Raw genomic sequence first — 24,970 nt, forward strand, 5'->3', positions numbered from 1 at the left:
TATGTTTGACATTTTAATTATCGGCGGAGGCGTTTCGGGCATGTCTTGTGCTCTTGTTTTAGGTTCGGCCAAAAACAAAGCTTTTGCAAGCGATAAAAAAATCGGAATTTTTACGCATCAGAAAAATTCTTCTTTACAGGAAGCAATTTTCTACAATGCTTATGGCATAACGCCAGGCAAACTGGGTTCGGAATTACTTTCTGAAAGCACACAGGATCTGGCAGTAACGTATCCGCATATTACGCAGATTGCGAATGAAAAAGTAATGAAAGTAGAAGGCTCTTTTCCTGAATTTACGGTTACGACTAATAAAAACTCCTATAAAACAAAAAGCATCGTCATTGGAATTGGCTCTGCGAATACTTTTGACATTGAAGGTTTGATGCAATATATTGAACCTCATAAAAAAGCACTACCGGAAAAGCAACGAATTCAGCTGAAAAATGACGATCATAAAGTAGCAGAGGGCATTTATGTAATCGGAACCCTAGCAGGCTGGAGAAGCCAACTGGCTATTGCTGCCGGAAGTGGTGCTGCTGTAGCAACAGATATTCTTACTTTATGGAACAACGGTGTGCAGACTCATTCACATGACAGTATTCGATAATAAAAAAAACATATAACCCATTATTGGGTATAATTCCCTGCAACTCCTATTTATATAAAAACAGATAGCTAAAAGTATAAACTTGAGTAAAATGTCTTTATTCTTTTAGAAATCATTGTCATCCTGAGCGAAGTCGAAGGCTTTTTACGTGGAAAGAGCTTCGACTTCGCTCAGCCTGACATCATTTGAATTACACCCAACGTCGTAGTTTTATATAATTAAAAACCATTAAAAGAGTAAGGCCGTTAAGTTTTGAAGCTTAATTTTCTTAATCTTTTAATGGTTTTTTTAATTCCCTTAAGTTGTTACTTCACCGAAACAATCTCTTTTACCTTGATATGTTTCTCTGTATCTGTTTTCCAGAGTTCCCCTTTTAAAGAAACCTCATCGCCTTGTTTTAATACTTTATAATTTTGCGGACCACCCACATTAACAATACTGATCGTTGCAAAATAAACTTCATTCTTGTCTGTATTAATTTTAGCGGTATAACCATCCTTACCGAATTCAACAGATTCTACTTTTCCTGAAACCGTGTTTTTATCTTTCATACAAGCACAAGAGATTACAAAAGTCATCAAAACAATCAGAGCACTTATTCTTTTTAAATTTTTCATATTATAATTATTATTTTACTGTAAAGTTCGCTACTGTGTAAGCGAAATCCGTTACATCCTGTTTTAAAAAATTATTATTATTTACTGTAGTTTTTACCTCAGTTCCGCACAGCTGCCTGCAATCACTTTGAGGTCTTCGCCAAATTGTTTCCAAACCCGGATATAACGGAGTGTTGTGTCTATCGGATTATTGTCGTAGTTGCCTTTTAATGAAACCGCAACACTAACAATGGCTGTATCTCCGATACAATTGATGATTTGATCTGAAGCTTCAAGGAAATCAATCTTCATTTTACCGGAACGATATGTATTCAGATCAAATTCTTTGGTGATCGTTTGTCCGTCGGGTAAGTTAAAAAGTAAATCATCATGCAGCATTTTTTCCAATACTGAAACATCCGCATATTTAATTGCAGTAAGAAGTTCTATTTCTGCATTTACAACACTGCTTTTTTCCATGATAAAAAAGTTAAAATTATTTTTTAGGATTCAAAATTGCTTTAACCATCGCATCATCTTTCAGAATTACATCGTAATAATACAATTCACCATACAACTGTCTGGCAAACTCAGCATTAATATAGCGATTAACCAAAGCTTTGGTTTTATCCAGTTTCAGGTCTAAACCGGTCATTAAAATATAGTTCCTGAACTTTTTGAAATACACATCCGAATTTTTCATCCTGGCCTGAAATTCACTAAAATTGAGACCATCAAATGCGTCCCGGTTTTTATCGAGTTCTTCAAAAACAAAATGGCCCACTATTCCGGTCTGCATCAGATAAGCAACATTTTCATTTCCGTGTTCCGCTTCCATTGGCACAAAAACATCCGGAACAATTCCGCCTCCGCCGTAGACGATTTTCCCTTTTGGTGTTTTAAATTTTAGAGAATCTGCTACTTTTATGCTGTCTTTCGCATAAAGTTCGCCTGATTTAATGCGGTCTTCGGATTCTTTATAATATTCTTCGTTTCCTTTTTTATACGGTTTCTGGATTGACCTTCCGGTTGGCGTGTAATATCTCGCCACAGTAAGTCTTACCGCTGATCCGTCGTTGAAATCCATTTCACGCTGCACCAGTCCTTTTCCAAAAGAACGACGGCCTACAATAGTGCCGCGATCATTATCCTGAAGGGCTCCGGCCAGGATTTCACTTGCCGATGCACTGTTTTCATTAATCAGGACATATACTTTTCCGTTTTCAAAACTTCCTCCCTTATTGGCATACGTTTTATCGGTTGTTCCGTTTTTGCTTTTGGTAAAGACAATGAGTTGTTTGTCTTTTAGGAATTCATCGGCAATCGCAACCGCTTCTTCCATATAACCGCCTCCGTTATCACGAAGGTCGATAATCAAGGACTGGATTCCTTTATTTTGTAAACGGGTCAAGCCTGTTTTGAATTCCTTATAAGTGGTTTCCGCAAAACGGTTTATCTTGATATAACCTGTCTTATTTCCCAAGAACAAAGCAGCATCAACACTTTTTATCGGGATAATATCTCTTTTGATTTTAAATTTAAGTTTCTTCTGTTCCGATTTTCTAAAAACAGTGAGTTCTATTTCAGAACCTTTAATTCCTTTTAATTGTGAAAAAAGACTGTCGGAAGGTAATTTCCTGCCGAACAATTTGGTTTTTCCTGCAAATAATATGCGGTCGCCGGATTTCAATCCTGCTTTCGCCGACGGGCCATTTTCGACCGGCCTGATGATGGCAACCGAATCTTTATACATATAAAAATTAATCCCGATCCCGACAAAATCACCTTTCATGCTTTCGGCAACTTCTGCCTGTTCTGTGGGTGGAATGTAAACGGAATGCGGATCTAATTTAGACAGTATATTGTCAACTGTCAGATTTACAATCGAATCGGTATTGACGCTATCGACATATTCTGTATTGATAAAGTCAATAAGTTTGTTCAGTTTTGTTTTGGAGTAATTTTTTGCCAAAAGCTGATCATCAACGGGAGCATTCATCAGGCTTCCGAGGACTGTGCCAAGAGCAAAGACAGCTCCTATGACAATGGGTAGATATTTTGAGTTGAATTTCATTTACTCTTCTAAATCGGGAATATGTGATACTTCGATGCCTGCTTTTATTAAAAACTGAATTCCCGAATCGTCTCTGTATCCATTCTGATACACGACTCTCTTTATGCCTGACTGATGTATTAATTTACTGCACTCTTTACAGGGTGAAAGTGTAATATACAAAGTCGCCCCTTCACAGGATTGTGTTGATCTTGCTACTTTCAGGATGGCATTGGCCTCGGCATGCAAAACGTCCCAACGTGTTAATCCGTCCTCATCTTCGCAGCAATTCTCGAAACCGGAGGGTGTTCCGTTATAACCGTCAGAAATGATCATCCGGTCTTTTACGATAATGGCACCAACCTGTTTACGTTTACAATACGAAAGCAAACTCCATTCTTTGGCAATTCGCAAATACGCTTTATCGTATTTATTTATTTTATTTAATTCCATTTATTTTATCTGTTCCAAATAGGACTTTCAATAATCATAGGAATGACAACTCCTATAATAAAGGCTGACATTACCAATGCCCAGTCCCGTTTCGAAAAACGAAAAACTGTCTGCACTATATAGGATAACAACAAAGCCACAAAGACTACCACGAGCTGCGCTACTTCAATTCCTAATGCAAATTCTCCCAAAGGTAGTAATTTTGAGGTTGCAGTCCCTCCTAATATTGTCTTGAAATAATTTGAAAATCCAAGTCCGTGTATAATACCAAAAAACAAGGTCACAAAAAAGATCAGATTCACCCCATCATTTTTAGAAGCTTTTCCTGCTGTAAACAAATGATACAAGGCCGTTATTAAAATCGTAATCGGAATTAAAAACTCCACAATATTCACTTTTACAGCTATAATTCCAAAAACAGAAAGCACCAGAGCCACAGTATGACCAATTGTAAAAACAGAAACCAGAAGCAAAATACGTTTCCAGTCTTTAAACGTATAGGGAACTGTTAGTGCGATTAGAAAAAGAACGTGATCGTAGGCATGAATATCTAAAACATGCTTTAATCCTATTTGAAAATAAATCCAAAATTGTGACATAGCGGTAATAGTATTAATTGATTATGGGGTTGTAAACTTACGATTAATTTTGAAAATTCAAGAAAACCCTGCATTAAAACAACGTAGAAAAATAAGTTAAATTTTATGAGAAATTTAAATTTGTTAAATTAAAATAAGATTTATCTTTGCACCATAAAAAAACATAATTATGTCATTTTCAGATTTATTTGATAGCGAATTTAAACAAAGAAACAAAGGTCACTTTTCAGCTATTGTTCGCGTAGCATTAGCCGATGGAATTGTACATCCTGAGGAAAAAAAATTCTTAGATAAATTAGCTGCACGTTTAGAGATTTCAGAAACTGAATACGAAGAAATCCTTAACGACCCATTAAAATATCCTATTAACCCACCTTATTTACACGTACAGCGTTTAGAGCGTTTATATGATCTGACAAGAATGGTACACGTTGATCATCATCTGGAAGACCAACAAGAAGTAATGTTAAGAAAATTAGGTATTGCTTTAGGTTTTACACCAAGCAACGTAAACTATATCATTGCAAAAGCATTATCGCTAGTTGATAAAAAAGTAGACGGCGATACTTTTGTTTACGAAATGCAACATATGCATAAATAGAAGTAGTCAGATTATAGTCGCAGTTTACAGTTGCAGACTGACACAGAGATATTGAAATAAAAAAACCCGACAGATCTAAGATTTGTCGGGTTTTTTATTTATATCGCTAAACCGGACAGGTTTTAAAAACCTGTCCGGTTTGGTAACTGTGACTGAAAACTGAGACTGAGACTGAGACTAAAAACTAAGACTTTTACTCCGCCTCTGCCATAAACTGTTCGGCTTTTTCCACCATGTTATAACTTCCGCAGAAGAAAGGAACTCTTTGGTGCAGTTCGGTGGGCTGGATTTCCATAATTCGTCCGAAACCATCTGTTGCTTTTCCTCCCGCCTGTTCGGCGATAAACGCCATTGGATTACATTCATAAAGTAAACGTAATTTCCCTTTTGGTGCTTTTGAACTGGTTGGATATAAATAAATTCCGCCCTTGATCATGTTTCGATGAAAATCAGACACCAGACTTCCGATATACCTCGAAGTATACGGTCTGTCTTCTTCTTCACGTTGGCAATATTTTATGTAGTTTTTTACACCCTGCGGAAAATGCACATAATTCCCTTCGTTTACCGAATAGATATTTCCGTTAACCGGGAATTTCATATTAGGATGTGACAGGTAAAATGTTCCGATAGCCGGATTTAAAGTAAATCCGTTTACACCGTGGCCTGTAGTATAAACCAACATTGTTGATGTTCCGTAAATGACATATCCGGCAGCCACCTGGTTTACACCCGGCTGCAGAAAATCTTCGCTGGTCACCGGAGTTCCAATTGGCGTAATTCTTCTGAAAACAGAAAAGATAGTTCCCAAAGAAACATTGACATCGATGTTTGATGATCCGTCTAAAGGATCCATTAAGATCACGTACTTATTATTATGACTGTTGTCGCTCCCCTGAACAGTAATAAAATCGTCGTTTTCTTCAGAAGCAATACCACAGACAATCTCACGGTTTATTAACGTCTGGATAAATACTTCGTTTGCATAGACATCTAGTTTTTGCTGGTCTTCTCCCTGAATATTCTGCTCGCCTGCTGCGCCAATAATATCCACTAATCCTGCTTTGTTTACTTTATAGTTGACCACTTTCGCCGCCAAACGTATAGAGTTGATAATTCGGGATAACTCCCCCGATGAGTATTGAAATGCTTTTTGGTTCTCAATAATAAACTCTCCCAGTGTTTTATTGCGTTCTTCCATTACTATATCGTTGTAGTTTTAATTTTAAGTCACAAATATCGTTTTTTTTGTGAGAATGGTTTAAAAATTATTTCGTTAGTTTGCTACTATTGTATATTTGGTAACCAAAAGCAAAAATTGAGTACTAAAACCATACTATTTTAGCTAATAAACGCGTAATAATAAGAATATATGAATATTAGAAAAGGAAATCCGGAAGACATGGAATCGGTTTTAGGATTAATACAGGAGTTGGCAATATTCGAAAAAGAACCCGATGCAGTTGTAATAACAACAGATGATTTGGTACGTGACGGCTTTGGCGAAAACCCGTTGTTTCATGTATTTGTGGCAGAGGTTGAAGAGGAAATTGTTGGAATAGCATTATATTATTACCGTTACTCTACCTGGAAAGGAAAAACAATTCATCTGGAAGATTTAATTGTAAAGGATAAAATGCGCGGTACAGGTCTGGGATCTGCCCTTTATGCCGAAATCATGAAACAGGGAAAGAAAGACAACGTAAGAAGAATCGAATGGAATGTACTGGACTGGAATACACCTGCCGTGAAATTCTACGAGAATTCCGGTGCAAAAATTCTTGAAGAATGGAGGGTGGTTCAAATGAGCGAAGCAGGAATTAATTCTTTCCTGGAAAAATAATCAAAAAAAAACGTTTGCCTGTCCCTATAGCAGAGGGAATGAAGATTAACGTTAGTTAATAAAAAAGTGTTTTTTTGCCACGAATTTCACGAATTAGCACGAATTAATTAGCGTAAATTAGTGACTCGGGCGACAACAGACGAAGTAAATTCGTTTCAAAAAAACTATGAAAATCATTTTATTCTCTAGCAGAAAAATATAAAGTATCCGATTTCATTTCAATATGAAGTCTAAAATTAAAAATCTAAAATTAAGAATGAGAGTATTTAAATTTGGAGGAGCGTCCGTAAAAGATGCCGAAGGAATTAAAAACGTATATGACGTTTTGCAAAAAGTGGGTTATGAGGATGTGATTCTGGTTGTCTCGGCAATGGGAAAAACAACAAATGCACTTGAAGTGGTGATTAAAAATTACTTTGATAAGTCGGAGGAATTGAATTCGTCTGTAGAAGAAATAAAACAATACCATAATCAAATATTGTCAGGTCTGTTTAATGATGAAAACCACGCAGTTTTTGCAGCGGTAACAGCACAATTTTCGGATCTGGAATATTTTCTGGCACATAATAAATCCCCTAATTATAATTTCGTTTATGATCAGGTGGTAAGTTTCGGGGAATTGATTTCGACTACAATTCTGAGTCATTTTATGAATTTCATGGGCATTAAAACACAATGGCTGGATGTGCGTGAATTCATAAAAACCGATTCCAACTACCGTGATGCTGAAGTAGACTGGGAAGCAACTGAAAAAAATATCAGCAAAAACGTGCCCCGAAAAATATTAAACATCACTCAGGGATTTTTGGGTGCTGACGAAAATAATTTCACTACCACTTTAGGTCGTGAAGGTTCAGATTACACCGCAGGAATTTTTGCTTATTGCCTGAATGCGGAAAGCGTTACGATCTGGAAAGATGTTCCCGGCGTTATGAATGCCGATCCGCGTTATTTCGAAAATGCCAGCCTGCTCAACCAGATTTCGTATCGTGAAGCCATCGAACTGGCCTTTTACGGCGCAACGGTTATACATCCAAAAACGTTACAGCCTTTACAGAAAAAAGAAATTCCGCTGTATGTAAAATCGTTTATCAATCCTTTGCTAAAAGGAACCTGCGTATCAAAAGGAGTCGATTTAGAACCGCAATACCCTTGTTTTATTGTAAAGAGAAATCAGCTTCTGATTTCGCTTTCGTCTATTGATTTCTCTTTTATTATGGAGGAAAACATCAGCGAAATTTTTGCTCTTTTCCACGAATTCAAAATCAAGGTAAACCTGATTCAGAATTCCGCGATTAGTTTTTCTGTTTGTGTCGAAGATAAATTTGAGAATTTTAATGACCTGAATGCGATTCTCTCCAGGAAATTCAAAGTAGATTACAACGAGAATGTGACTTTATACACGATTCGCCATTTCACCGAACAGGCAGCTCAAACTGTTGAAGAAAACAAAGCGGTTTTACTGAAACAGGTAAGCCGTGAGACGATGCAGATTGTGACTAAAGAGATCAATTAATTTTTTCTGCCTTTTACCGTTAATTATAGAATTCAAAAATACCCAAAAGACTTCATTTCAAAAATGAGGTCTTTCTTTTTTATATTATTCTTGTGTATTACTTTTTAGATCTTCAATGATTGCTTTGAGTACAAGAATTTCTCCTTCACGCATCATTATTATGTTCGCATAGACATTAAGCAATGCATTTAGCGTTTTATTTTCCTTTATCAGATCATTGTTTTTGGCAATTGGTTCTTCCTCATCCTTCACCAGTTCTTCAGGTGTCAACTGGAAAAATTCGCAAATTCTATTCATGTAACTCGCCCACGAACAACTTTCCCCTCTTTCTATACGTGCATAAGCTGATTGGGACATACATAAACCATTTGCTACTTCTTCCCGAGACATATCTTTAGCCTGACGCAGCTTTTTTAGCTTATTTCCTACTATCCTATTCATATAACCAGAATTTTCGGAAGTAAACATAGGAAATATTTTACATTAAACCGAAAATTGGTTTCAAATAACCGAAAATCGACTAATAGATTTTTAAAATGGTTCGTAAGTTTGTTCCGTTGTTAGTCGTGCAAAAAGTGGTGTAATCCTAAAAATGATTCTTGTCAAATAGATTATGAAGCGTAGCGGTATAAAAACTCATTTGGGTTACTATTAGTATGCTATGTTGGCGAATGAAATATCCAAACAAATTCTTTAATCCCCTCACTTAATTTATGAAAAACCCTTTTTTCAAGTACGTAATACTTTCTATTCTCTCCATTCTAATTGCAGAAATTTTCAAAAAAGCGATCCATTATGATAATTCACTTTACAATTCACTTTGTGAGCAGCTCACCTCGCTACAAATTAAAAATTTAACCGGCTTTCAAAAAAGATGGCAATGGATCGAGTATATGTTTATTCCGGCTATTCTCCTAATCAAGACTATACTAATTGCTGCTATACTCTATATTGGCCTGACTTTCTCTGATAGGGAGTTAAAATTTAATCGTCTTTGGGACGCTGTCATAAAAGCGGAATTTATCTTTTTACTCGTTCCTGTTTTCAAAATTATCTGGTTCTATTTTTTCCAGACCTCTTATACATTAAAAGACATTCAGAATTTCTATCCTTTATCCGCATTAAGCATTATTGAATACACAGAACTGCAACGCTGGTCTATTTATCCTTTTCAAATTTTAAACTTATTTGAATTAACCTATATTATTTACTTAGGATATCAGGTGGGTCAGTTAACAAATACCCACACTGGTAAGGGTTTAAAAATCGTAGGTTATAGCTATGTACACGTATTACTGCTTTGGGTGGTTACGATAATGTTCTTTACAAAAAATTATTCATAAAGCGAATTATCAGATTCCATTCCAAATTAAAGCCTTTTCTGTTTTAGCAAAACTGCTCTTTCATTTTACCACTATTAAATACTACTTTTGACTTTTTGCAGTTAAAGTCTTTATGTTGAAAAAATTACTTTTTTTTATGGTGTTTGTTTTTTATTCCGGGCTTCACGCTCAGGAAACAAACTCACTATACAAAACAAAAAAAATAGCGGTTTCAAAAGACACGATTCAACTGGAAAAATTCAGCATAAATTCAGGCTTCTTTCAACTTTTAAATTCAAAAAACGAACCGGTTGATACTACTTTTTATAAGGTTGATTTTACCAAAGGGCGTTTAATTTTAAAAGAAAATCTCACTTCAGTCTCTGATACTTTAATTGTAAACTATCTAAACTATCCCGATTTTTTAACCAGAGAATACAGTTTATACAATGAAAGTCAGGTCGTGAGCAATGATGTGACGACCGATAAATTGTATAAAATTGAGAATTCCACCAAAAAAGCTATTCCGTTTGACGGGCTGAATACTTCGGGAAGCATTACCCGTGGCGTTACCGTCGGAAACAATCAAAACACGGTTTTAAACTCTAATTTAGATTTACAGATTACCGGAAAAATATCCGACAAAGTAAGTTTAAGGGCCTCTCTTCAGGACAGCAATATTCCGTTGCAGGACGGCGGATATTCTCAAAAACTGGATCAGTTTGATAATATTTTTATGGAACTTTTCAGCGATGACTGGAACATTAGGGCTGGTGATGTCTTTTTGGAAAACAGGAAAACACAGTTTTTAAGCTTCAATAAAAAAGTTCAGGGAATTGCTGCAAGCTTTGATTTTGATACCGAAAAAAGCAAAACCAATATTTTTGCATCGGTTGCCTTTGTGAAAGGACAATACGCCAAAAGTACTTTTGTCGGACAGGAAGGCAATCAGGGACCGTATAAATTAAAAGGGCAGAATGGTGAGTTGTACGTCCTGGTAATTTCGGGTTCGGAACGTGTTTACGTAAATGGTGTTTTACTGAAACGCGGTGAAAATAACGATTATGTAATTGATTATAATGCAGGCGAAATTGTTTTTACATCACTTTTTACCATTACTTCAGAAATGCGTATTACAATTGAATACCAGTATTCCGACCGAAATTACAATCGACTGGTAACGTATGCCGGAGCAACACACGAAAATAAAAGCTGGAGTTTTGGAGGTTATTTATATTCCGAAAGCGATTTGAAAAATCAGCCTTTACAGCAAAACCTTTCTACAGCACAAGTCCGGATTCTAGCCCAGGCCGGAGACGACCAGAATCGGATGACGGCTCCTTCTGCCTATGAAGAGGCTTATGCAGACAATAAAATTTTATACAAAAAAATCGTTTTGAACGGTCTTGACGTTTATGAATATTCCAATAATTCAACTGATGTTTTATACAATGTAAAATTCAGTCTTGTCGGAAATAATCTTGGGAATTATATCATTCAGAACAACAATTCTGTTGAACGTATTTACGAATATGTCGCTCCCGTAAATGGCGTTTTACAGGGGAATTACGAACCCATTGTAAAGCTGACGGCTCCTATGAAAATTCAGGTCGCTACCTTTTTAGGAAAATACAATCCGGATGAAAAAACGCTGGTTGATTTTGAAATTGCAGTGAGCAATAACGACAAAAACCTGTTTTCAACTATTGATGATTCCAATAACGAAGGGGTTGCTGTCAAAACAAATATCAAAAAACGTCTTTTTACGAGAGACTGGACACTGGATGCTTTTGCCAATTATCAGTTTGTGCAGGAAGATTTCAGATCTGTGGAGCGCTTGTACAATATTGAATTTAATCGGGACTGGAATTTAAATTCGACACTTTTAGGAAATCAGAGTTTATTGGTTACGGGATTGAATTTTGATCTCTTCTCTAAAAAAGAAACCACTAATATAGGTTTGTTTACCTACCAATTCGAAAAATTAGATTTTACCGAGAGTTATTCCGGGTCACGCCATACGGCCAACGCTTTCTTTAAACTGAACCATTGGACAATTGAAAATCGCGGAAGTTTCCTGAATTCTGATGCCGCCACTTCAAGCTCCAAATTCATTAGAAACCTAACCAAAACAAAATACCATTTTGGAAAAAACTGGGTTGGCGGAAGTGTCCAGATTGAAGACAATCAGGAAAAAGACAAAGTCACCAATCAGTTTTCGGCGTTAAGCCAGCGGTTTTCAGAATATGGCGTTTTTGTCGGGCGTGGCGACAGTACAAAGGTTTTTGTAGAACTGGGCTATTTGCAGCGGCGAAATGACAGTTTACAAAATGGTTTTTTACAGCATGTCAATGATTCGAAAATGTATGTACTGAAATCGAAATTAATCCAGAATAAAAAAACAGATTTAGCGGTTTATGCGAGTTACAGGACTTTAGCTTTTACGGATCCAGCCCGAAAAAGTGAGCCTTCGCTTAACTCCAGGATTCTGTATAATGATCGTTTCTTCAATCAGTTTATGCAAATCGGAACCACTTACGAAACCAGTTCCGGAACTATTGCGCAACAGGAATTTACCTATGTAGAAGTTCCGGCCGGACAGGGAGTATATACCTGGAATGATTATAACGGCAACGGAATCCAGGAACTGGAAGAGTTTGAAATTGCCCCTTTTCCGGATCAGGCTAAGTTTATACGTATCTTTTTACCGAATCAGATTTACATCAAAACCAATCAGAATAAGTTCTCGCAATCGGTAATCTTAAATCCGCTGCAATGGCAAAACGAAACTGGTTTCAAAAAACTGGTTTCTTATTTTTACAACCAGACTTCCTTTATTATGGACCGAAAGGTAAAAAACGACGGAGGTCATTTCGAACTGAATCCCTTTAATTCTTCGGATGAAAATATGCTGGGCTTAAATTCCAGTTTCAGGAACAGCCTGTATTACAATCGGGGAAAACAGAACCATTCCGTAACCTATTCTTATCTCGCCAATAAAGGAAAAAATTTACTTTCCATTGGTTCACAGGAGGTGAAAAACAATTCCCATCAACTGCAATACACGCATCTCTATCAAAAAAGCTGGTTGTTTAACTGGTTTACCAAAACAATTAAAACCACCTTAGTTTCGGAAGACTTTACGGCCAAAAATTATGATCTGGAAGGTTATCAGATTGCTCCGAAAATCAGCTATTTATTTTCAAAAAACACCAGTCTGGATTTCTTTTATGAATTGCAAAACAAAAAAAACCAGACCGGAAACTTAGAAACTTTAGCCCAAAACCGGATTGGGACTTCTTTTTCCTATGCCGGTGAAAAAAAAGTAACTATCAGCGGAGAGTTCTCTTTTTATGAAAATAAATTTACCGGAAATGAATTTTCCTCTGTTGGATTTCAAATGCTGGAAGGGCTTCAGGCGGGACAGAACTTAGTCTGGAAACTTCTTTTACAGAAAAATATCACGCAGTTTTTAGACATCAATTTAAACTATCAGGGACGTAAAAGCGAAACCGGAAATACCATCCATACCGGAAACATTCAGCTTCGCGCTTATTTTTAATGCTTTACGAAAAACATTAACATAAAATGATTAATTTTAATTGAAATTCTAACACCTTTAACTTATGAAAAAATTAGTATTATTCTGCTTTATGTTAGTGCTGTCCGGTAATTTTTATGCTCAGGAAACCACAAAAACAACAAAAGCAAAAAGTGAGACAGCTGCCAAAAAGAAAAAAGCAGCAGCTGATAAGGAAGTAGCAGATGCTAAAAAAGAAACAGCCAAAGCTAAAAAAGCAACTGCAGACCAGGCTTCGGCAGATGCCAAAAAAGAAGCTGCAAAGGCAAAAAAGGCCGCTGACAAAGCGACAGATGCCTCAACAAAAGCTAAAAGTGAAGCCGCAAAAGCCAAAAAAGCTGCAAAAGAAGAAAGTACAAAAGCTGACGTAAAAAAAACAGAAGCTAAAACCGATGCAAAGATCAAAGCAGTAAAGAAAGATGCTACGGCAACTAAAAAAACAGCTGCTAAAACACTAAAAGAAACCAACGAAAAAGCTCCAAAAGTTGCTGATAAGGTTACCGGAGAATACAACGGTAAAAAAGTATATACGGGACCAAGAGGCGGTAAATATTACATTAACGCCAATGGCAACAAAACGTATATTCAGGATTAAAATAATTGCATTTATATACCAAAAGGAACTATTTAAATAGTTCCTTTTTTTGTTTCAGAATGCTTTAAAAGCAGATTAGCAGTTAACATACAAATAACCTTGACCTCTAAAATCTGCTTTTATTCAGCTCTTTTAACTGAAAAATGAGGCTTCAACAGAATTATAGAGTTAATAATTTAGTAATACGCCTGAAATATCATAAAAAACATATTTCTTTATCTTCGTTTCAAAAAGCGTTACATTATGAGCATTGAATATTCTGCGAACAAAACTATTTTAGTAGCCCCATTAAACTGGGGGTTAGGACATGCGACAAGATGTATCCCTATCATAAAAGCGCTTCAGGAAAACAAGTACATACCGATAATAGCTTCTGACGGAGTTGCACTGGCACTATTACGTAAAGAATTCCCATACATAGAGACATTAGAACTGCCTTCTTACCATATTGAATACGCCAAAAATGGTAAAAACTTCAAATGGAAACTGATCAAAAACCTGCCTAAAATGATTACAGCCATTTTAGACGAGAAAAAAATGGTAAAGTCTTTAATTAAAAAACACGGAATTGACGGCATCATTTCAGACAACAGACTGGGCGTTTTCAGCAGAAAGATCCCATCTGTGTTTATGACGCACCAACTCAATGTCATGACCGGAAATACCACCTGGTTTACCAGTAAATGCCATCAGCATATTATAAAAAAATATACGGAATGCTGGGTTCCGGACACTAATGAAGCCGTAAATCTAACTGGTGACCTCGGACATCTTAAAACAGACGAATTAAATTTAAAATATATAGGGCCATTAAGCAGAATGCGTAAAAAAGATACGCCGAAAGTATATGACCTGATGGTAATTCTTTCCGGACCCGAACCTCAACGTACGTATTTAGATGAAAAATTACAGGAAGAAGTGAAACGTTTTGACGGCAAAGTGGTTTTTGTAAAAGGGGTTGTGGAAAAAACCCAGACAAAAGAGGAAATTGGAAACGTGACCTATTATAATTTCATGAACTCCAAACAACTGGAACAAACTTTTAACGAAAGTGAACTGGTGCTTTGCCGTTCGGGTTACACTACCGTTATGGATTTGGCAAAATTGGGCAAAAAAGCTTTTTTCATTCCAACTCCGGGGCAATACGAGCAGGAATATCTGGCCATCAAACTTCAGGATGAAAATCTAGTACCCTATGCAACGCAAAACGACTTTACCATTGAAGATCTTTCAAAAGTAAAATCGTTTAAAGGTTTTGCTCAATTTAAAAATAACATCGACTGGGATTCGTTATTTTCTATATTTGAAGATAAGGCCTAGAAGTTAAACTGTGCTTGTAATCTTAGTAAGTTCCCTTGCTGTCTGTTGACCGGAAGGGCACTGTCTACAAAGCTTCTGTCGGCAATGACATATTCCGCTGTAAGTTCAAACGCTTTTAGCGGCTGCCATTCTACTCCAAATTCGTAGTCTCTAACAACGTAACTTCTGGCATCTTTTTCATATTTTTTTCCGCCGTCATAATACTGGAATTTCGCAAAAGGATACAAACGTTGTTTTTTCAGGTCCCATTTGTAGTTCAATAAAACATATCCTCCATCTAAGTCTGTTACATCCACGGTTTTTGTTACCGTATTATAACGTGGTCCGGTTCCGATATTATATTCGGTTTGAATTCCGAAAGGTTTTGGATATAAAACAAAGGTCGCTCCTACCCGCTGATCTTTTATATATTGCGGATCATTAACAGTAACTCCTGAAGAAATTTCTCCCGTGAATGCCCATTTTCCTGTATAGGCCTGAATTCCCGGCTCAATAATCTGATTACCAATTACAAAGGGATAGGTAACTCTTGCTACAACATTCAGATCCCTGTTTCCGTCTATCTTATTTGCAATCTGTCCATTATAAACCCCTAAGGCAAATACACCAAAATCGCCCGAACCTTTATAACCGTCTTTTACCAGCATTTCAAAACGCTTTCTGATTTCGGCAGGTGCCCAGTAAAAGAACATTCCTAAATCACGTTCATTTGCTATTGAACTGTTTATACCATCGGACCGGTCTAAAGTCAATCGCTGTGAACTTGACTGCATGTTTTCGAATCCGTAAGGAATTTTACTTTGCCCTACACGAAGACGGTATTCTCTTTTCTTGTCGAAAGAAAGGTCAAAATATAAATCCCTGATCTGAACAAAATTCTGAATTCCGGTACTTGGTGAACTTGCAAAATCCGGCTGGAAATAGAAGAATACATTTGGGTGAACCTGTCCTGAAAATACCAATCGGGCACGTCTGATAAAAAGACCATTATTTGCTTTTGCCTCCGGATCCGTAGATGTTGTTCCCCATGATTTATCGCATTGTTCGCAGGAAACCTTATCATTTGTCGAAAACAAACCATTGTAACGTATTTGAGCATAACCGCGCAGTGAGATCCTGTCGTACCAGTGTTCTTCACCACTAACACCTGATTTTGTATCGGGAAGTTTTGCTTTGTTTATGGAATCAAGAAGACGAATGACTTCTTTTTTAACATCTTCCTTGTTTAAATCCTGTGCATTTGCTACAGAAGCCATCAGCAATAAAACGGCAATTATTTTTCTTTTTATCATCTTTTCTCTAATGCACTACAATTCAATGTGCAAAGATGTATCACCAATGTTAAGAAATCATTAACAAGATGTTACCATAATAAGAAGATTTGTTTCCAAATAGTTACGCAATTATCATGAAGCACTCTAAAGTCAGGCCAGATGGCTTTCTTCAAAATAAACGTTACAATAATTTAACTTCCGGTTTTTGTGCTTTATGTGCTTTTTCAAGTGTGAATGAAAACTCAGAACCAATTCCGAATTCACTTTCTACATAAACTTTCTCTTTGTGGGCTTCAATAATATGTTTTACAATTGCCAGTCCAAGTCCGGAACCGCCTTCAGAACGGGTTCCACTTTTATCGACCCTGTAAAAACGTTCAAAAAGTCTCGGGATATTTTGCTTTTCAACTCCTTCTCCATTATCGCTAATACGAATCAACACTTTTTTCTTCGTTAAATTGACCACGCCCACTTCTGTTAAACCTCCGTCTTTACCGTATTTGATAGAGTTTACAATCAGGTTTTCAAGTACCTGCTGTATTCTGTCCTGGTCTCCCCGAACGATAAGTGATTTTATATTTTTACTTTCAAAAGCCAGTTTGATTTTCTTTTTATCAGCTTTCATTTCTAATAAATCGAAAACATTTTCAATCAGTTCCACAATATCAAAATCGGTCATCAGCAAATCCAGATCACCCGATTCGAGTTTGGTAATCATATCGAGATCTTCAACAATATAGATCAGGCGCTCTACTCCCTTTTCGGCGCGTTTCAGGTATTTTTTACGGATGTTTTTATCGTCCATCGCGCCATCTAATAAAGTCGAAACATAGCCCTGAACCGTAAACAAAGGTGTTTTTAGTTCGTGTGAAACATTTCCGAGAAACTCTCTTCGGTATTGTTCCCTGATTTCGAGCATTTCAATTTCCAGTTTTTTATCGGTGGCGAACTTTTTCACTTCACGGGAAAGCGTTTCCATGTCTGTGGTTATGGGCTGATTGATCAGTGTAGTTGATTCTAATAGCGAAACCTCATCGTATATTTTTTTAACTCTCCTGTATATAAAGCGCTCTACGCGATATTGCAAAACCAAAAAGGAAAAAATATAGACAGAGATAATAAAAATTAATGCAAATGCAACCTGATGTTTGAGTTGATTCTTATAAAACAAAGACATCAGTATCATTACAAATCCCGTTGTAAAAAGACTTATATATAATGCTGACTTTATAGCAAATTTGTATGTTTTCTTAAAATTGATTTTCATTGATATTATTTAATCATTACGGGACTTTAGAAAAATTAAGCTTAACTCAAAAACCATATAAGAAATTGAAGTTCATATAAATTTCTACGAACTTCAATTTCTTATATGGTTTAAATTTATGGAATGTTTTTAAAACAATTTGAATCCTTTTAAATCTTAACTAAAATTCCGATTTACACCAGAAGCCTCAGCCACTTAGTATCTCAGAAGCTCAGTTTCTTAAAAAATTTAAACTTCAAATTTGTAACCAACACCCTTTATGGTTTTAAAAAGATCTTCTCCAATCTTTTCACGTAATTTTCTGATATGTACATCGATTGTTCTTCCGCCAACAACTACTTCATTACCCCAGACTTTATCCAGAATCTCATCTCTTTTAAAAACTTTCCCCGGTTTTGAAGCTAGCAGGTAAAACAATTCGAATTCTTTTCTTGGTAAAGCAATCTCGACATTCCCCTTGATAATTTTATATTCTTCACGGTTAATCTCGATTCCGCCAACATTTAAGGTATCACTAACAACTTCCTGTTCTTTTAATCTTCTTAACAAAGCCTTTACTTTGCTTACCAACAATTTTGGTTTTATGGGTTTGGTAATGTAATCATCTGCACCTGCATCAAAACCAGCAACTTGAGAGTAATCTTCGCTTCTTGCTGTTAAAAATGTTATGATTACATTATTTAATTCTGGTATTTTTCTGATGTGTTCACAAGCTTCCATTCCGTCCATTTCAGCCATCATCACATCCATAATAATTAAATCCGGTAATTCTTTCTGGGCTTTTGCGATAGCATCTTTTCCATTTGAGGCAGTTACAATCTGGTAGCCTTCCTGAGCAAGGTTATAGCCAACGATTTCAAGGATATCCGGTTCATCATCAACTAATAAGATCTTGGTTTGTGTTTTTTTCATAAAGTAGCAAAAATTGAGTTTTCTCATCCGATTTTAATTCCTGAAAATCTGATGGTTTTTAATTGCGATGGTAAATATAATAATAAATCAACAGTCAAAAATCCCTGTTAACGGTAATTTAATCTGGTAACAATTTGATAATCTACAGCACACAAAAACATAACAAGTGCGTAACATGAACTTTACAGGGCGGTTCTTTCTTTGCAAAAAAATAAATTAAACACAACTCAAATGAAATTCAATCTTAAATTTCTATTAATCACATTATTTATCTGCACGATTTCGGTCGCTCAGAACAAAGGTACGATTTCTGGTGTATTAACCGACAAGGAATCTAACAATCAGGCATTACCATTTGCAAATGTTTTAATTAAAGGAACAAACATTAGCGCAAACACTGACATTGACGGGAAATATACTTTAAGTGTAAATCCGGGAAGCTATACTATTATTTTCAGCTTTGTTGGTTATGAATCAGTAGAAAAACCGGTAACAGTTAAAGCAAATGAAACTGTCACTTTAAATCAAATACTTTCTTCAGGAGGCTATACCCTTAAAGATGTTGTTGTAAAATCTACAGCTAACAGAGAAAAAGAAACAGCATTATTACTAGATCAGAAAAATGCAGTCGTTATCAAACAAAGTATTGGCGCACAGGAAATGTCAAGAAAAGGGGTTAGCGACGTAGAAGAAGGTTTAACAAAAATTACCGGAATCACAAAAGTAGGAAACAGAGGTTTATTTGTTCGTGGTCTTGAAGATCGTTATAACAACTTATTAATTAATGACCTTGCGGCTCCATCAAACAATCCTTTTACCAAAATAGTTTCTCTTGATTTGTTTCCAACAAACATTGTGGGTGTTATTGACGTTTATAAAACATTCAACCCAAATATTTACGGTGATTTTGCAGGTGGAACATTTAATATCCAAACTTCAAAGCCAACAAAAAGCATTACGAAAATAAATGTCGGAGCTGGTTATACAACCGGAAACAGCTTTAAAGATTTCTTATTATCAACTGACGCCGATACAGCGGCTGGTTTTTTTGGATTTAATGGCAAAGACAGGGAATTACCAGGTTTTCTTGGAGGTAAAGCAACTAAACAAGATTTTACAACAGAGCAGTCGTTAAATTCAATAAGTGGTAATAAAGGTTTTAGTGTTAGCAAAACAAAAGCTCCTTTAAATTCAAGTTTAAACTTATTACACGCAGAAAAATTTAGTTTAAGTAATGAGCGTAGTTTCTCTTACTTATTATCTATTAATTACGATAACAATTATGCTATCAGAGAAGGTGCTGAAAGAACCATGAATATACTTTCACCTTCAACATACATTAATGATTTTATAACTACGGAGTACCGTTTCAAAACTACAACCTCTTCATTATTAGGTTTAAACTACAACACAAACAGGCTTAAATTAAATTTTAATACACTTTATATTAAAACGACTTTAAACTCTATTAAAGATCAATATGGGGAAAACGGTGGTAATGGTGTTGAAAATACTCTTATCCGTACCAATCAATTAGAGAAAAGCGATTATTTAAACTTACAATTAGGCGGAGAATATGCTTTAACTGAAGATAAAAATCAAAACATAAAGGCTGGTGTATCTTATGCAGATACAAAGTATGAGCAACCGGATAGAAAAACTTTTACTGGTACTATACAAGATGATGGTCAGATTAACACAAGTTATGGAGGAAATAATTTCTTACGTCAATATTTAACTGTAGACGGAAATTCATTTATTTCAGCGATGGCAGAATACAGCCTGAAATTTGGAAAAGGTACTGATAAACAAAATAAAATAACTATTGGTTATAGTGGAAATACCTCTAAAGTAGAATCATCTTACCGATTTATTGCTAGTCAGGGCCCAGCTTTTACATATAATGTTAATAATATTAACGACAAAATTCAAAGTGATTTAGTAACAAATTCTAACGTTTATTTTGAGGAAAACTCAAATGCGACCTATAAAGTAAAACTTGACGAAAGTGCAAATGCAGGTTATACCAATTTACTTTTGAAATTTGCTGACAAATACGAATTGAATGCCGGTGTTCGAGTTGAAAGTACGCTAAAAGAAACTCACTATAGAGGGTTAGGAAGTTTTACAGATCCGTTTAAAACACTTAAATACGACAACTTGTATGTTTTACCTTCCTTGAATGTAAAATATCTTATGAACGAGAAATCAAATCTTCGTTTTGCAGCGAGTAAGACTTATACAAAACCCGTAATAATGGAATCGTTTCCTATAACCTACCAAAATGCTGATGGAACTGCTGTACAAGGAAATTCTATATTAAAAAATAGTGATAATTACAATGTTGATTTAAAATACGAATTATTTCCTAGTGCAAAAGAAATGTTTGCTGTAGGTGTATTTGGAAAATACATTGACAACCCAATCGAAAGAACATTTGTTACTAACGCTACATCCGGAACTATTACAACATTCTTAAATTCTGACAGCGCTAATTTATATGGAGCAGAATTTGAATTTCTTTTAGGATTAGACAGAATCAACGAAAGTTTGTCTGCATTTTCATTTGGTTTGAACACAACTTTGATGTCTACAAAAGTAAATGTAAGCCCTACATATGACTCAGTTGATGAGGACGGAAAAATTACTCCGGGACTAGTAACACTTGAAACACACAAAGGAACAAGAGCATTGCAAGGAGCATCAAACTGGCTGGTAAATTCTGATTTGAAATATGAATTCAATTTGGCAAAAGAATGGAGCAATACCTTTTCATTAGTTTATGGTGTATTCGGAAAAAGAATTTTCGCAGTAGGAACAAACGGTCAGGATCATACTTACGAATTGCCTGTATCACAGTTAGACCTAGTTTGGGGCAGTAAAATCTCAGAACATTTTGACATTAAATTTACTGCAGATAACTTGTTAAACCCTGAAAGAAAATTTGAATTCGGAGACAAAGGAACATTACCATTTGGAGAAGAATCACACTTATCTAGCAGCTACAAAAAAGGTGTTGGATTCTCTTTAAAATTAGGATACACTTTTTAACATTCATAAAACACACACGAAAGCTCCAGAAATTCTGGGGCTTTTTTTATTTCATTAACTACAGGAAAAATCACTTAACATTCTCTTGACATTATAGTTGTCTTTTGGTAACCGTAAAGTAATATTCAGATAACACCTTAAAAAGATTATCGTTCTAATTTTGACAAAAATAAAAACACATAATAACACAACTATGAAAACTAAATTTTTTGCTTTAGCACTTGCTACGAGTTTATTTTTAAATTCTTGCTCAAGTAGTGATGATGACAACAATACTGTTACACCACCTGCAACAGGTGAAATTACAGGTACGATCACTGCAAACAAAACTTTTGCTTACGGTAACTACACTTTAAAAGGAATTGTAAAAATTAACGACGGTGTAACTGTAACTTTTGATGCAGGATCAACAATTACTATTGATAAAGCTACCGGAGACAACGCATTAGTTGTTTTAAAAGGTGGAAAATTAATAACTAACGGTACTGCTGACAAACCAGTTGTATTTACTGAAAAATCTAAAGTTCCTGGTTCTTGGGGTGGAATTATCGTATACGGAAATGCTCCTGCATTAATTGCTGGCGGATTAACTACCGGTACTTCTGAAGATGGTAACAAAATTACTTACGGTGGAACAAATCCTACTGACAACAGTGGTTCATTAGTATACACAAGAGTAGAATATGCTGGATCTAAATTAGCGGATGGTAATAAAGAAAACAATGGTTTTACTTTTTACTCAGTAGGTTCAGGAACAAAACTAGATCACTTGGTATCTTACAAAGGTGCTGATGACGGATATGAGTTCTTCGGTGGAACTGTAAGTTTAACAAATGCTATTTCTTACGGAAACACAGATGATTCATTTGACTGGCAAGATGGATGGCAAGGTACTGCTAATACAAACTGGTATGCTTACCAAACTGGTAAAGGTAACTACGGAATGGAAATCGAAGCTTCTGCAAATGACAATGCTTTTGGACCAAAAGTTTCTAACATTACTTTAAAAAGAGCGACTGGTACAATTCCAGAACTTTCAGATAACCAAGTTGATGCTTTCCAATTCAAAAGAGAAGGTAATGGAGAATACAGCAACATCGTTATTGATGGTTACGGTAACTTTACACCTCCAAATTCTACTACCACTTATCATGGAAGTGTAGTTAGTATCTTAGATGCTGCAACTAATACACATCAGGTAAATACAGGTAAAATTAAAATTTTAAATGTTAAAATTTCTAATACTACAAATGTAACGCCAATTGCAGGTATACCTGATTTTACAGTAACTTTCCCAGCTGGAAATTTCACTACTAGCGCTACTGCTACTGGAGCTTCTTTAACTGCTGGTGCATGGGCTACAGTTGACGGTGTAGATTTGACAAAATAATAAAAAACACATAAAATGTTAAAAACATCCTAAAATTTTAGGATGTTTTTTTTTGGCGTCATTTTTGTAATTTTTTTTGTATATTTACTTATCTAAAAAAATGCGATGGCGAAAAACTACTTTTATATTATAATCTTACTGGCTTTTTTCTTTACCGTAAGTGCTTCTGCACAAGACAGTAAACAAACGTCAAAACCTCAGGATGGAAATACTATAGAGGGACTGAGCCTGTATCCTAACCCGGTCTTAAATGGAAAAGTATACATCTCCTCTAAGAACGATTTAGAGAAGGAAATTATTGTGTTTGACCTTTTAGGTAAAAAAGTAATTCAGACGCACCTGACTTCAAAAGAATTAAATGTCGCAGATTTAGCTCCCGGCGTTTACATCATAAAAATCAGCGAAGAAAATGCTACCGCAACGCGAAAGCTCATTATTCGATAAAACATTAAAAAGGCTCCAATGTTCATTGGAGCCTTTTTAATAGTAGGCAGTCGCAGTTTTCAGTTTTCAGTAACTATGGCAGATTAAGACTGAAAACTGAGACTGAAAACTGAAAACTTTTTACAATTATCCCTACCTTTGCACAAAAAAAGTTTTGATTACAGCCAACGATATATTTACCATTTCAGGTCAGAAACAATTTGAAAAAACAGCACTAAAAGTGTTTCGTTTTCAACATGAGAATAACAAAGTATATCGTGATTTTTGTGATTTGTTAAAAGTAAATCCACAGCAGGTAAAATCAATACAGCAAATTCCTTTTCTGCCTATTCAGTTTTTCAAAAGCCATAATGTGGTCTCCAATACAGATCCTGCCCAGGTCACTTTTACCAGCAGCGGAACTACAGGGATGATTACCAGTAAACATTTGGTAACCGACGTTTCTTTATACGAAGAAAGCTACCGAAAAGGATTTTCTGAATTTTACGGCAATATTGAAGATTACGTTGTTTTAGCGCTTTTACCGTCTTATCTCGAGCGCGAAGGCTCTTCGTTAATCTACATGGTTGAAGACCTGATAAAACTATCCAATCAGCCTGAAAGCGGGTTTTATTTGCACAACCACGATGAACTTATTCAAAAGCTTATTGAATTAGACCATGCAGGCCAAAATACAATTCTGATTGGCGTTACTTACGCCTTATTGGATTTAATTGAAAAACATCAGTTTCAGCTTCAGCATACCATTATTATGGAAACGGGAGGAATGAAAGGCAAACGTAAAGAAATGATTCGGGAAGAACTTCACGAACAGCTTTGCAAAGGCTTTGGGGTACAGGCCATTAACTCTGAATACGGAATGACCGAACTTTTAGGACAGGCTTACTCTTTAGGAGAAGGTGTTTTTGAATGCCCTTCCTGGATGACTATCCTTGTCCGGGATCCGGAAGATGCCCTCACTTACGTAAAAGATGGAAAAACCGGCGGAATAAACGTTATTGATTTGGCCAATATTAATTCGTGTTCTTTTATCGCTACACAGGACTTAGGCAAGAAAAACCCCAACAATTCTTTCGAAGTATTGGGACGTTTTGATAATTCTGATATTCGAGGATGTAATTTGATGGTTCTCTAAAGGTTTAATCGTTGATTTGTTTCATTGGTTAACCGGAAAACTTCCAAAAAAGAAATTGTTTTTAATTTTCATCAACTGCAATACCAATACTTTCTATTTCATCCTGATTTAAAAGCTCTTTTTCTTTTTTATTTTTATTTTCCAAATATTTATAAATAAAATAGCATCCTAATCCTCCAAGTATTGCGCAAATAAAATCCAAACTTGAATTATAATTGCTATCATCATCTAATGACTCCATTCCATAAACAACTGCAAGCCCGAAAACATAAATTAGTGCCGCCAAAAAATTAACTCCAAAATACGAACCTAATCCAATGAAAAAATATTTCCATTTGTTTTTATTGTATTCAATAGCCAGATTGCTGAATGCTTTCCAAATCCAATACAGAAATAATATTCCAATCATTTT

At 35.6% G+C, this 24,970-nt stretch carries 23 protein-coding genes; 12 read left to right on the forward strand and 11 right to left on the reverse strand.

The window, feature by feature from the left end; genetic code table 11:
• Position 1: 1 nt before the first annotated feature.
• Positions 2 to 607: an FAD-dependent oxidoreductase gene (locus tag LPB89_RS18220; RefSeq protein WP_230703111.1), complete on the forward strand. Its 606-nt coding sequence runs from the start codon at positions 2 to 4 to the stop codon at positions 605 to 607.
• A 305-nt stretch (positions 608 to 912) separates the two neighbouring features.
• Here the strand turns inward: LPB89_RS18220 and LPB89_RS18225 are convergent, their stop codons facing one another.
• The 5 genes from LPB89_RS18225 to LPB89_RS18245 all read right to left on the reverse strand — a co-directional run bounded on the left by LPB89_RS18225 (position 913) and on the right by LPB89_RS18245 (position 4,308).
• The gene (locus LPB89_RS18225) at positions 913 to 1,224 is read right to left on the reverse strand and encodes a hypothetical protein (protein ID WP_230703112.1); all 312 of its coding nucleotides are present in this window, start codon (positions 1,222 to 1,224) and stop codon (positions 913 to 915) included.
• Positions 1,225 to 1,317: 93 nt separating this feature from the next.
• Positions 1,318 to 1,683, reverse strand: coding sequence for a nuclear transport factor 2 family protein (locus LPB89_RS18230; protein ID WP_230703113.1), 366 nt, complete (start codon positions 1,681 to 1,683; stop codon positions 1,318 to 1,320).
• A gap of 16 nt (positions 1,684 to 1,699) precedes the next feature.
• Positions 1,700 to 3,277, reverse strand: coding sequence for a S41 family peptidase (locus LPB89_RS18235; RefSeq protein WP_230703114.1), 1,578 nt, complete (start codon positions 3,275 to 3,277; stop codon positions 1,700 to 1,702).
• Positions 3,278 to 3,709, reverse strand: coding sequence for a dCMP deaminase family protein (locus LPB89_RS18240; RefSeq protein WP_171568424.1), 432 nt, complete (start codon positions 3,707 to 3,709; stop codon positions 3,278 to 3,280).
• Between the two features lie 5 nt (positions 3,710 to 3,714).
• Positions 3,715 to 4,308 (reverse strand): HupE/UreJ family protein, encoded by a 594-nt coding sequence (locus LPB89_RS18245; protein ID WP_132037377.1) that lies wholly within the window; start codon positions 4,306 to 4,308, stop codon positions 3,715 to 3,717.
• 169 nt (positions 4,309 to 4,477) lie between these two features.
• On the opposite strand from LPB89_RS18245, the gene LPB89_RS18250 reads away from it, so the two are divergent.
• Positions 4,478 to 4,909, forward strand: a complete 432-nt coding sequence (locus LPB89_RS18250) for a TerB family tellurite resistance protein (protein ID WP_132037376.1) — start codon at positions 4,478 to 4,480, stop codon at positions 4,907 to 4,909.
• A 193-nt stretch (positions 4,910 to 5,102) separates the two neighbouring features.
• Here LPB89_RS18250 and fbp read toward each other — a convergent pair whose 3' ends face one another.
• Entirely contained in the window at positions 5,103 to 6,110 is a 1,008-nt protein-coding gene (gene fbp / locus LPB89_RS18255) for a class 1 fructose-bisphosphatase (RefSeq protein WP_230703115.1), read from the reverse strand.
• Positions 6,111 to 6,281: 171 nt separating this feature from the next.
• Between fbp and LPB89_RS18260 the strand changes: the two genes are divergently transcribed.
• Both LPB89_RS18260 and LPB89_RS18265 read left to right on the forward strand, forming a co-directional pair.
• Positions 6,282 to 6,752, forward strand: a complete 471-nt coding sequence (locus LPB89_RS18260) for a GNAT family N-acetyltransferase (protein ID WP_230703116.1) — start codon at positions 6,282 to 6,284, stop codon at positions 6,750 to 6,752.
• 256 nt (positions 6,753 to 7,008) lie between these two features.
• Positions 7,009 to 8,268 (forward strand): aspartate kinase, encoded by a 1,260-nt coding sequence (locus LPB89_RS18265; RefSeq protein WP_230703117.1) that lies wholly within the window; start codon positions 7,009 to 7,011, stop codon positions 8,266 to 8,268.
• 84 nt (positions 8,269 to 8,352) lie between these two features.
• Here the strand turns inward: LPB89_RS18265 and LPB89_RS18270 are convergent, their stop codons facing one another.
• The gene (locus LPB89_RS18270; RefSeq protein WP_230703118.1) at positions 8,353 to 8,736 is read right to left on the reverse strand and encodes a helix-turn-helix domain-containing protein; all 384 of its coding nucleotides are present in this window, start codon (positions 8,734 to 8,736) and stop codon (positions 8,353 to 8,355) included.
• Between the two features lie 245 nt (positions 8,737 to 8,981).
• Between LPB89_RS18270 and LPB89_RS18275 the strand changes: the two genes are divergently transcribed.
• The 4 genes from LPB89_RS18275 to LPB89_RS18290 all read left to right on the forward strand — a co-directional run bounded on the left by LPB89_RS18275 (position 8,982) and on the right by LPB89_RS18290 (position 15,085).
• A complete protein-coding gene (locus tag LPB89_RS18275; protein ID WP_230703119.1) occupies positions 8,982 to 9,611 on the forward strand; it encodes a hypothetical protein in 630 nt (209 codons plus the stop codon).
• Between the two features lie 112 nt (positions 9,612 to 9,723).
• On the forward strand, positions 9,724 to 13,152 hold the full coding sequence (locus tag LPB89_RS18280; protein ID WP_230703120.1) for a hypothetical protein: 3,429 nt from the start codon (positions 9,724 to 9,726) through the stop codon (positions 13,150 to 13,152).
• 64 nt (positions 13,153 to 13,216) lie between these two features.
• Complete coding sequence (locus LPB89_RS18285) at positions 13,217 to 13,765, forward strand: hypothetical protein (RefSeq protein ID WP_230703121.1); 549 nt, start codon at positions 13,217 to 13,219, stop codon at positions 13,763 to 13,765.
• 243 nt (positions 13,766 to 14,008) lie between these two features.
• Positions 14,009 to 15,085 (forward strand): glycosyltransferase, encoded by a 1,077-nt coding sequence (locus tag LPB89_RS18290; protein ID WP_230703122.1) that lies wholly within the window; start codon positions 14,009 to 14,011, stop codon positions 15,083 to 15,085.
• On the opposite strand, the gene LPB89_RS18295 is transcribed toward LPB89_RS18290, so the two are convergent.
• The 3 genes from LPB89_RS18295 to LPB89_RS18305 form a co-directional block, all read right to left on the reverse strand.
• Positions 15,082 to 16,377, reverse strand: a complete 1,296-nt coding sequence (locus LPB89_RS18295) for a porin (protein WP_230703123.1) — start codon at positions 16,375 to 16,377, stop codon at positions 15,082 to 15,084. The two genes, LPB89_RS18290 and LPB89_RS18295, sit on opposite strands and share 4 nt — an antisense overlap.
• A gap of 163 nt (positions 16,378 to 16,540) precedes the next feature.
• Positions 16,541 to 17,626, reverse strand: coding sequence for a cell wall metabolism sensor histidine kinase WalK (locus LPB89_RS18300; RefSeq protein ID WP_230703124.1), 1,086 nt, complete (start codon positions 17,624 to 17,626; stop codon positions 16,541 to 16,543).
• 228 nt (positions 17,627 to 17,854) lie between these two features.
• On the reverse strand, positions 17,855 to 18,538 hold the full coding sequence (locus LPB89_RS18305) for a response regulator transcription factor (protein ID WP_026983516.1): 684 nt from the start codon (positions 18,536 to 18,538) through the stop codon (positions 17,855 to 17,857).
• Positions 18,539 to 18,769: 231 nt separating this feature from the next.
• Here LPB89_RS18305 and LPB89_RS18310 point away from each other — a divergent pair, with 231 nt between their 5' ends.
• The 4 genes from LPB89_RS18310 (at position 18,770) to LPB89_RS18325 (ending at position 24,558) form a co-directional block, all read left to right on the forward strand.
• Positions 18,770 to 21,589, forward strand: a complete 2,820-nt coding sequence (locus tag LPB89_RS18310; RefSeq protein WP_230703125.1) for a TonB-dependent receptor — start codon at positions 18,770 to 18,772, stop codon at positions 21,587 to 21,589.
• 193 nt (positions 21,590 to 21,782) lie between these two features.
• Positions 21,783 to 22,979, forward strand: a complete 1,197-nt coding sequence (locus LPB89_RS18315) for a hypothetical protein (RefSeq protein ID WP_230703126.1) — start codon at positions 21,783 to 21,785, stop codon at positions 22,977 to 22,979.
• Positions 22,980 to 23,084: 105 nt separating this feature from the next.
• A complete protein-coding gene (locus LPB89_RS18320; RefSeq protein WP_230703127.1) occupies positions 23,085 to 23,423 on the forward strand; it encodes a T9SS type A sorting domain-containing protein in 339 nt (112 codons plus the stop codon).
• 154 nt (positions 23,424 to 23,577) lie between these two features.
• Positions 23,578 to 24,558 (forward strand): acyl transferase, encoded by a 981-nt coding sequence (locus LPB89_RS18325; protein WP_230703128.1) that lies wholly within the window; start codon positions 23,578 to 23,580, stop codon positions 24,556 to 24,558.
• A gap of 61 nt (positions 24,559 to 24,619) precedes the next feature.
• Here LPB89_RS18325 and LPB89_RS18330 read toward each other — a convergent pair whose 3' ends face one another.
• On the reverse strand, positions 24,620 to 24,967 hold the full coding sequence (locus LPB89_RS18330; protein ID WP_230703129.1) for a hypothetical protein: 348 nt from the start codon (positions 24,965 to 24,967) through the stop codon (positions 24,620 to 24,622).
• Positions 24,968 to 24,970: the final 3 nt, after the last annotated feature.

The organism is Flavobacterium sp. ENC (assembly GCF_020991415.1).
GTDB lineage: Bacteria > Bacteroidota > Bacteroidia > Flavobacteriales > Flavobacteriaceae > Flavobacterium.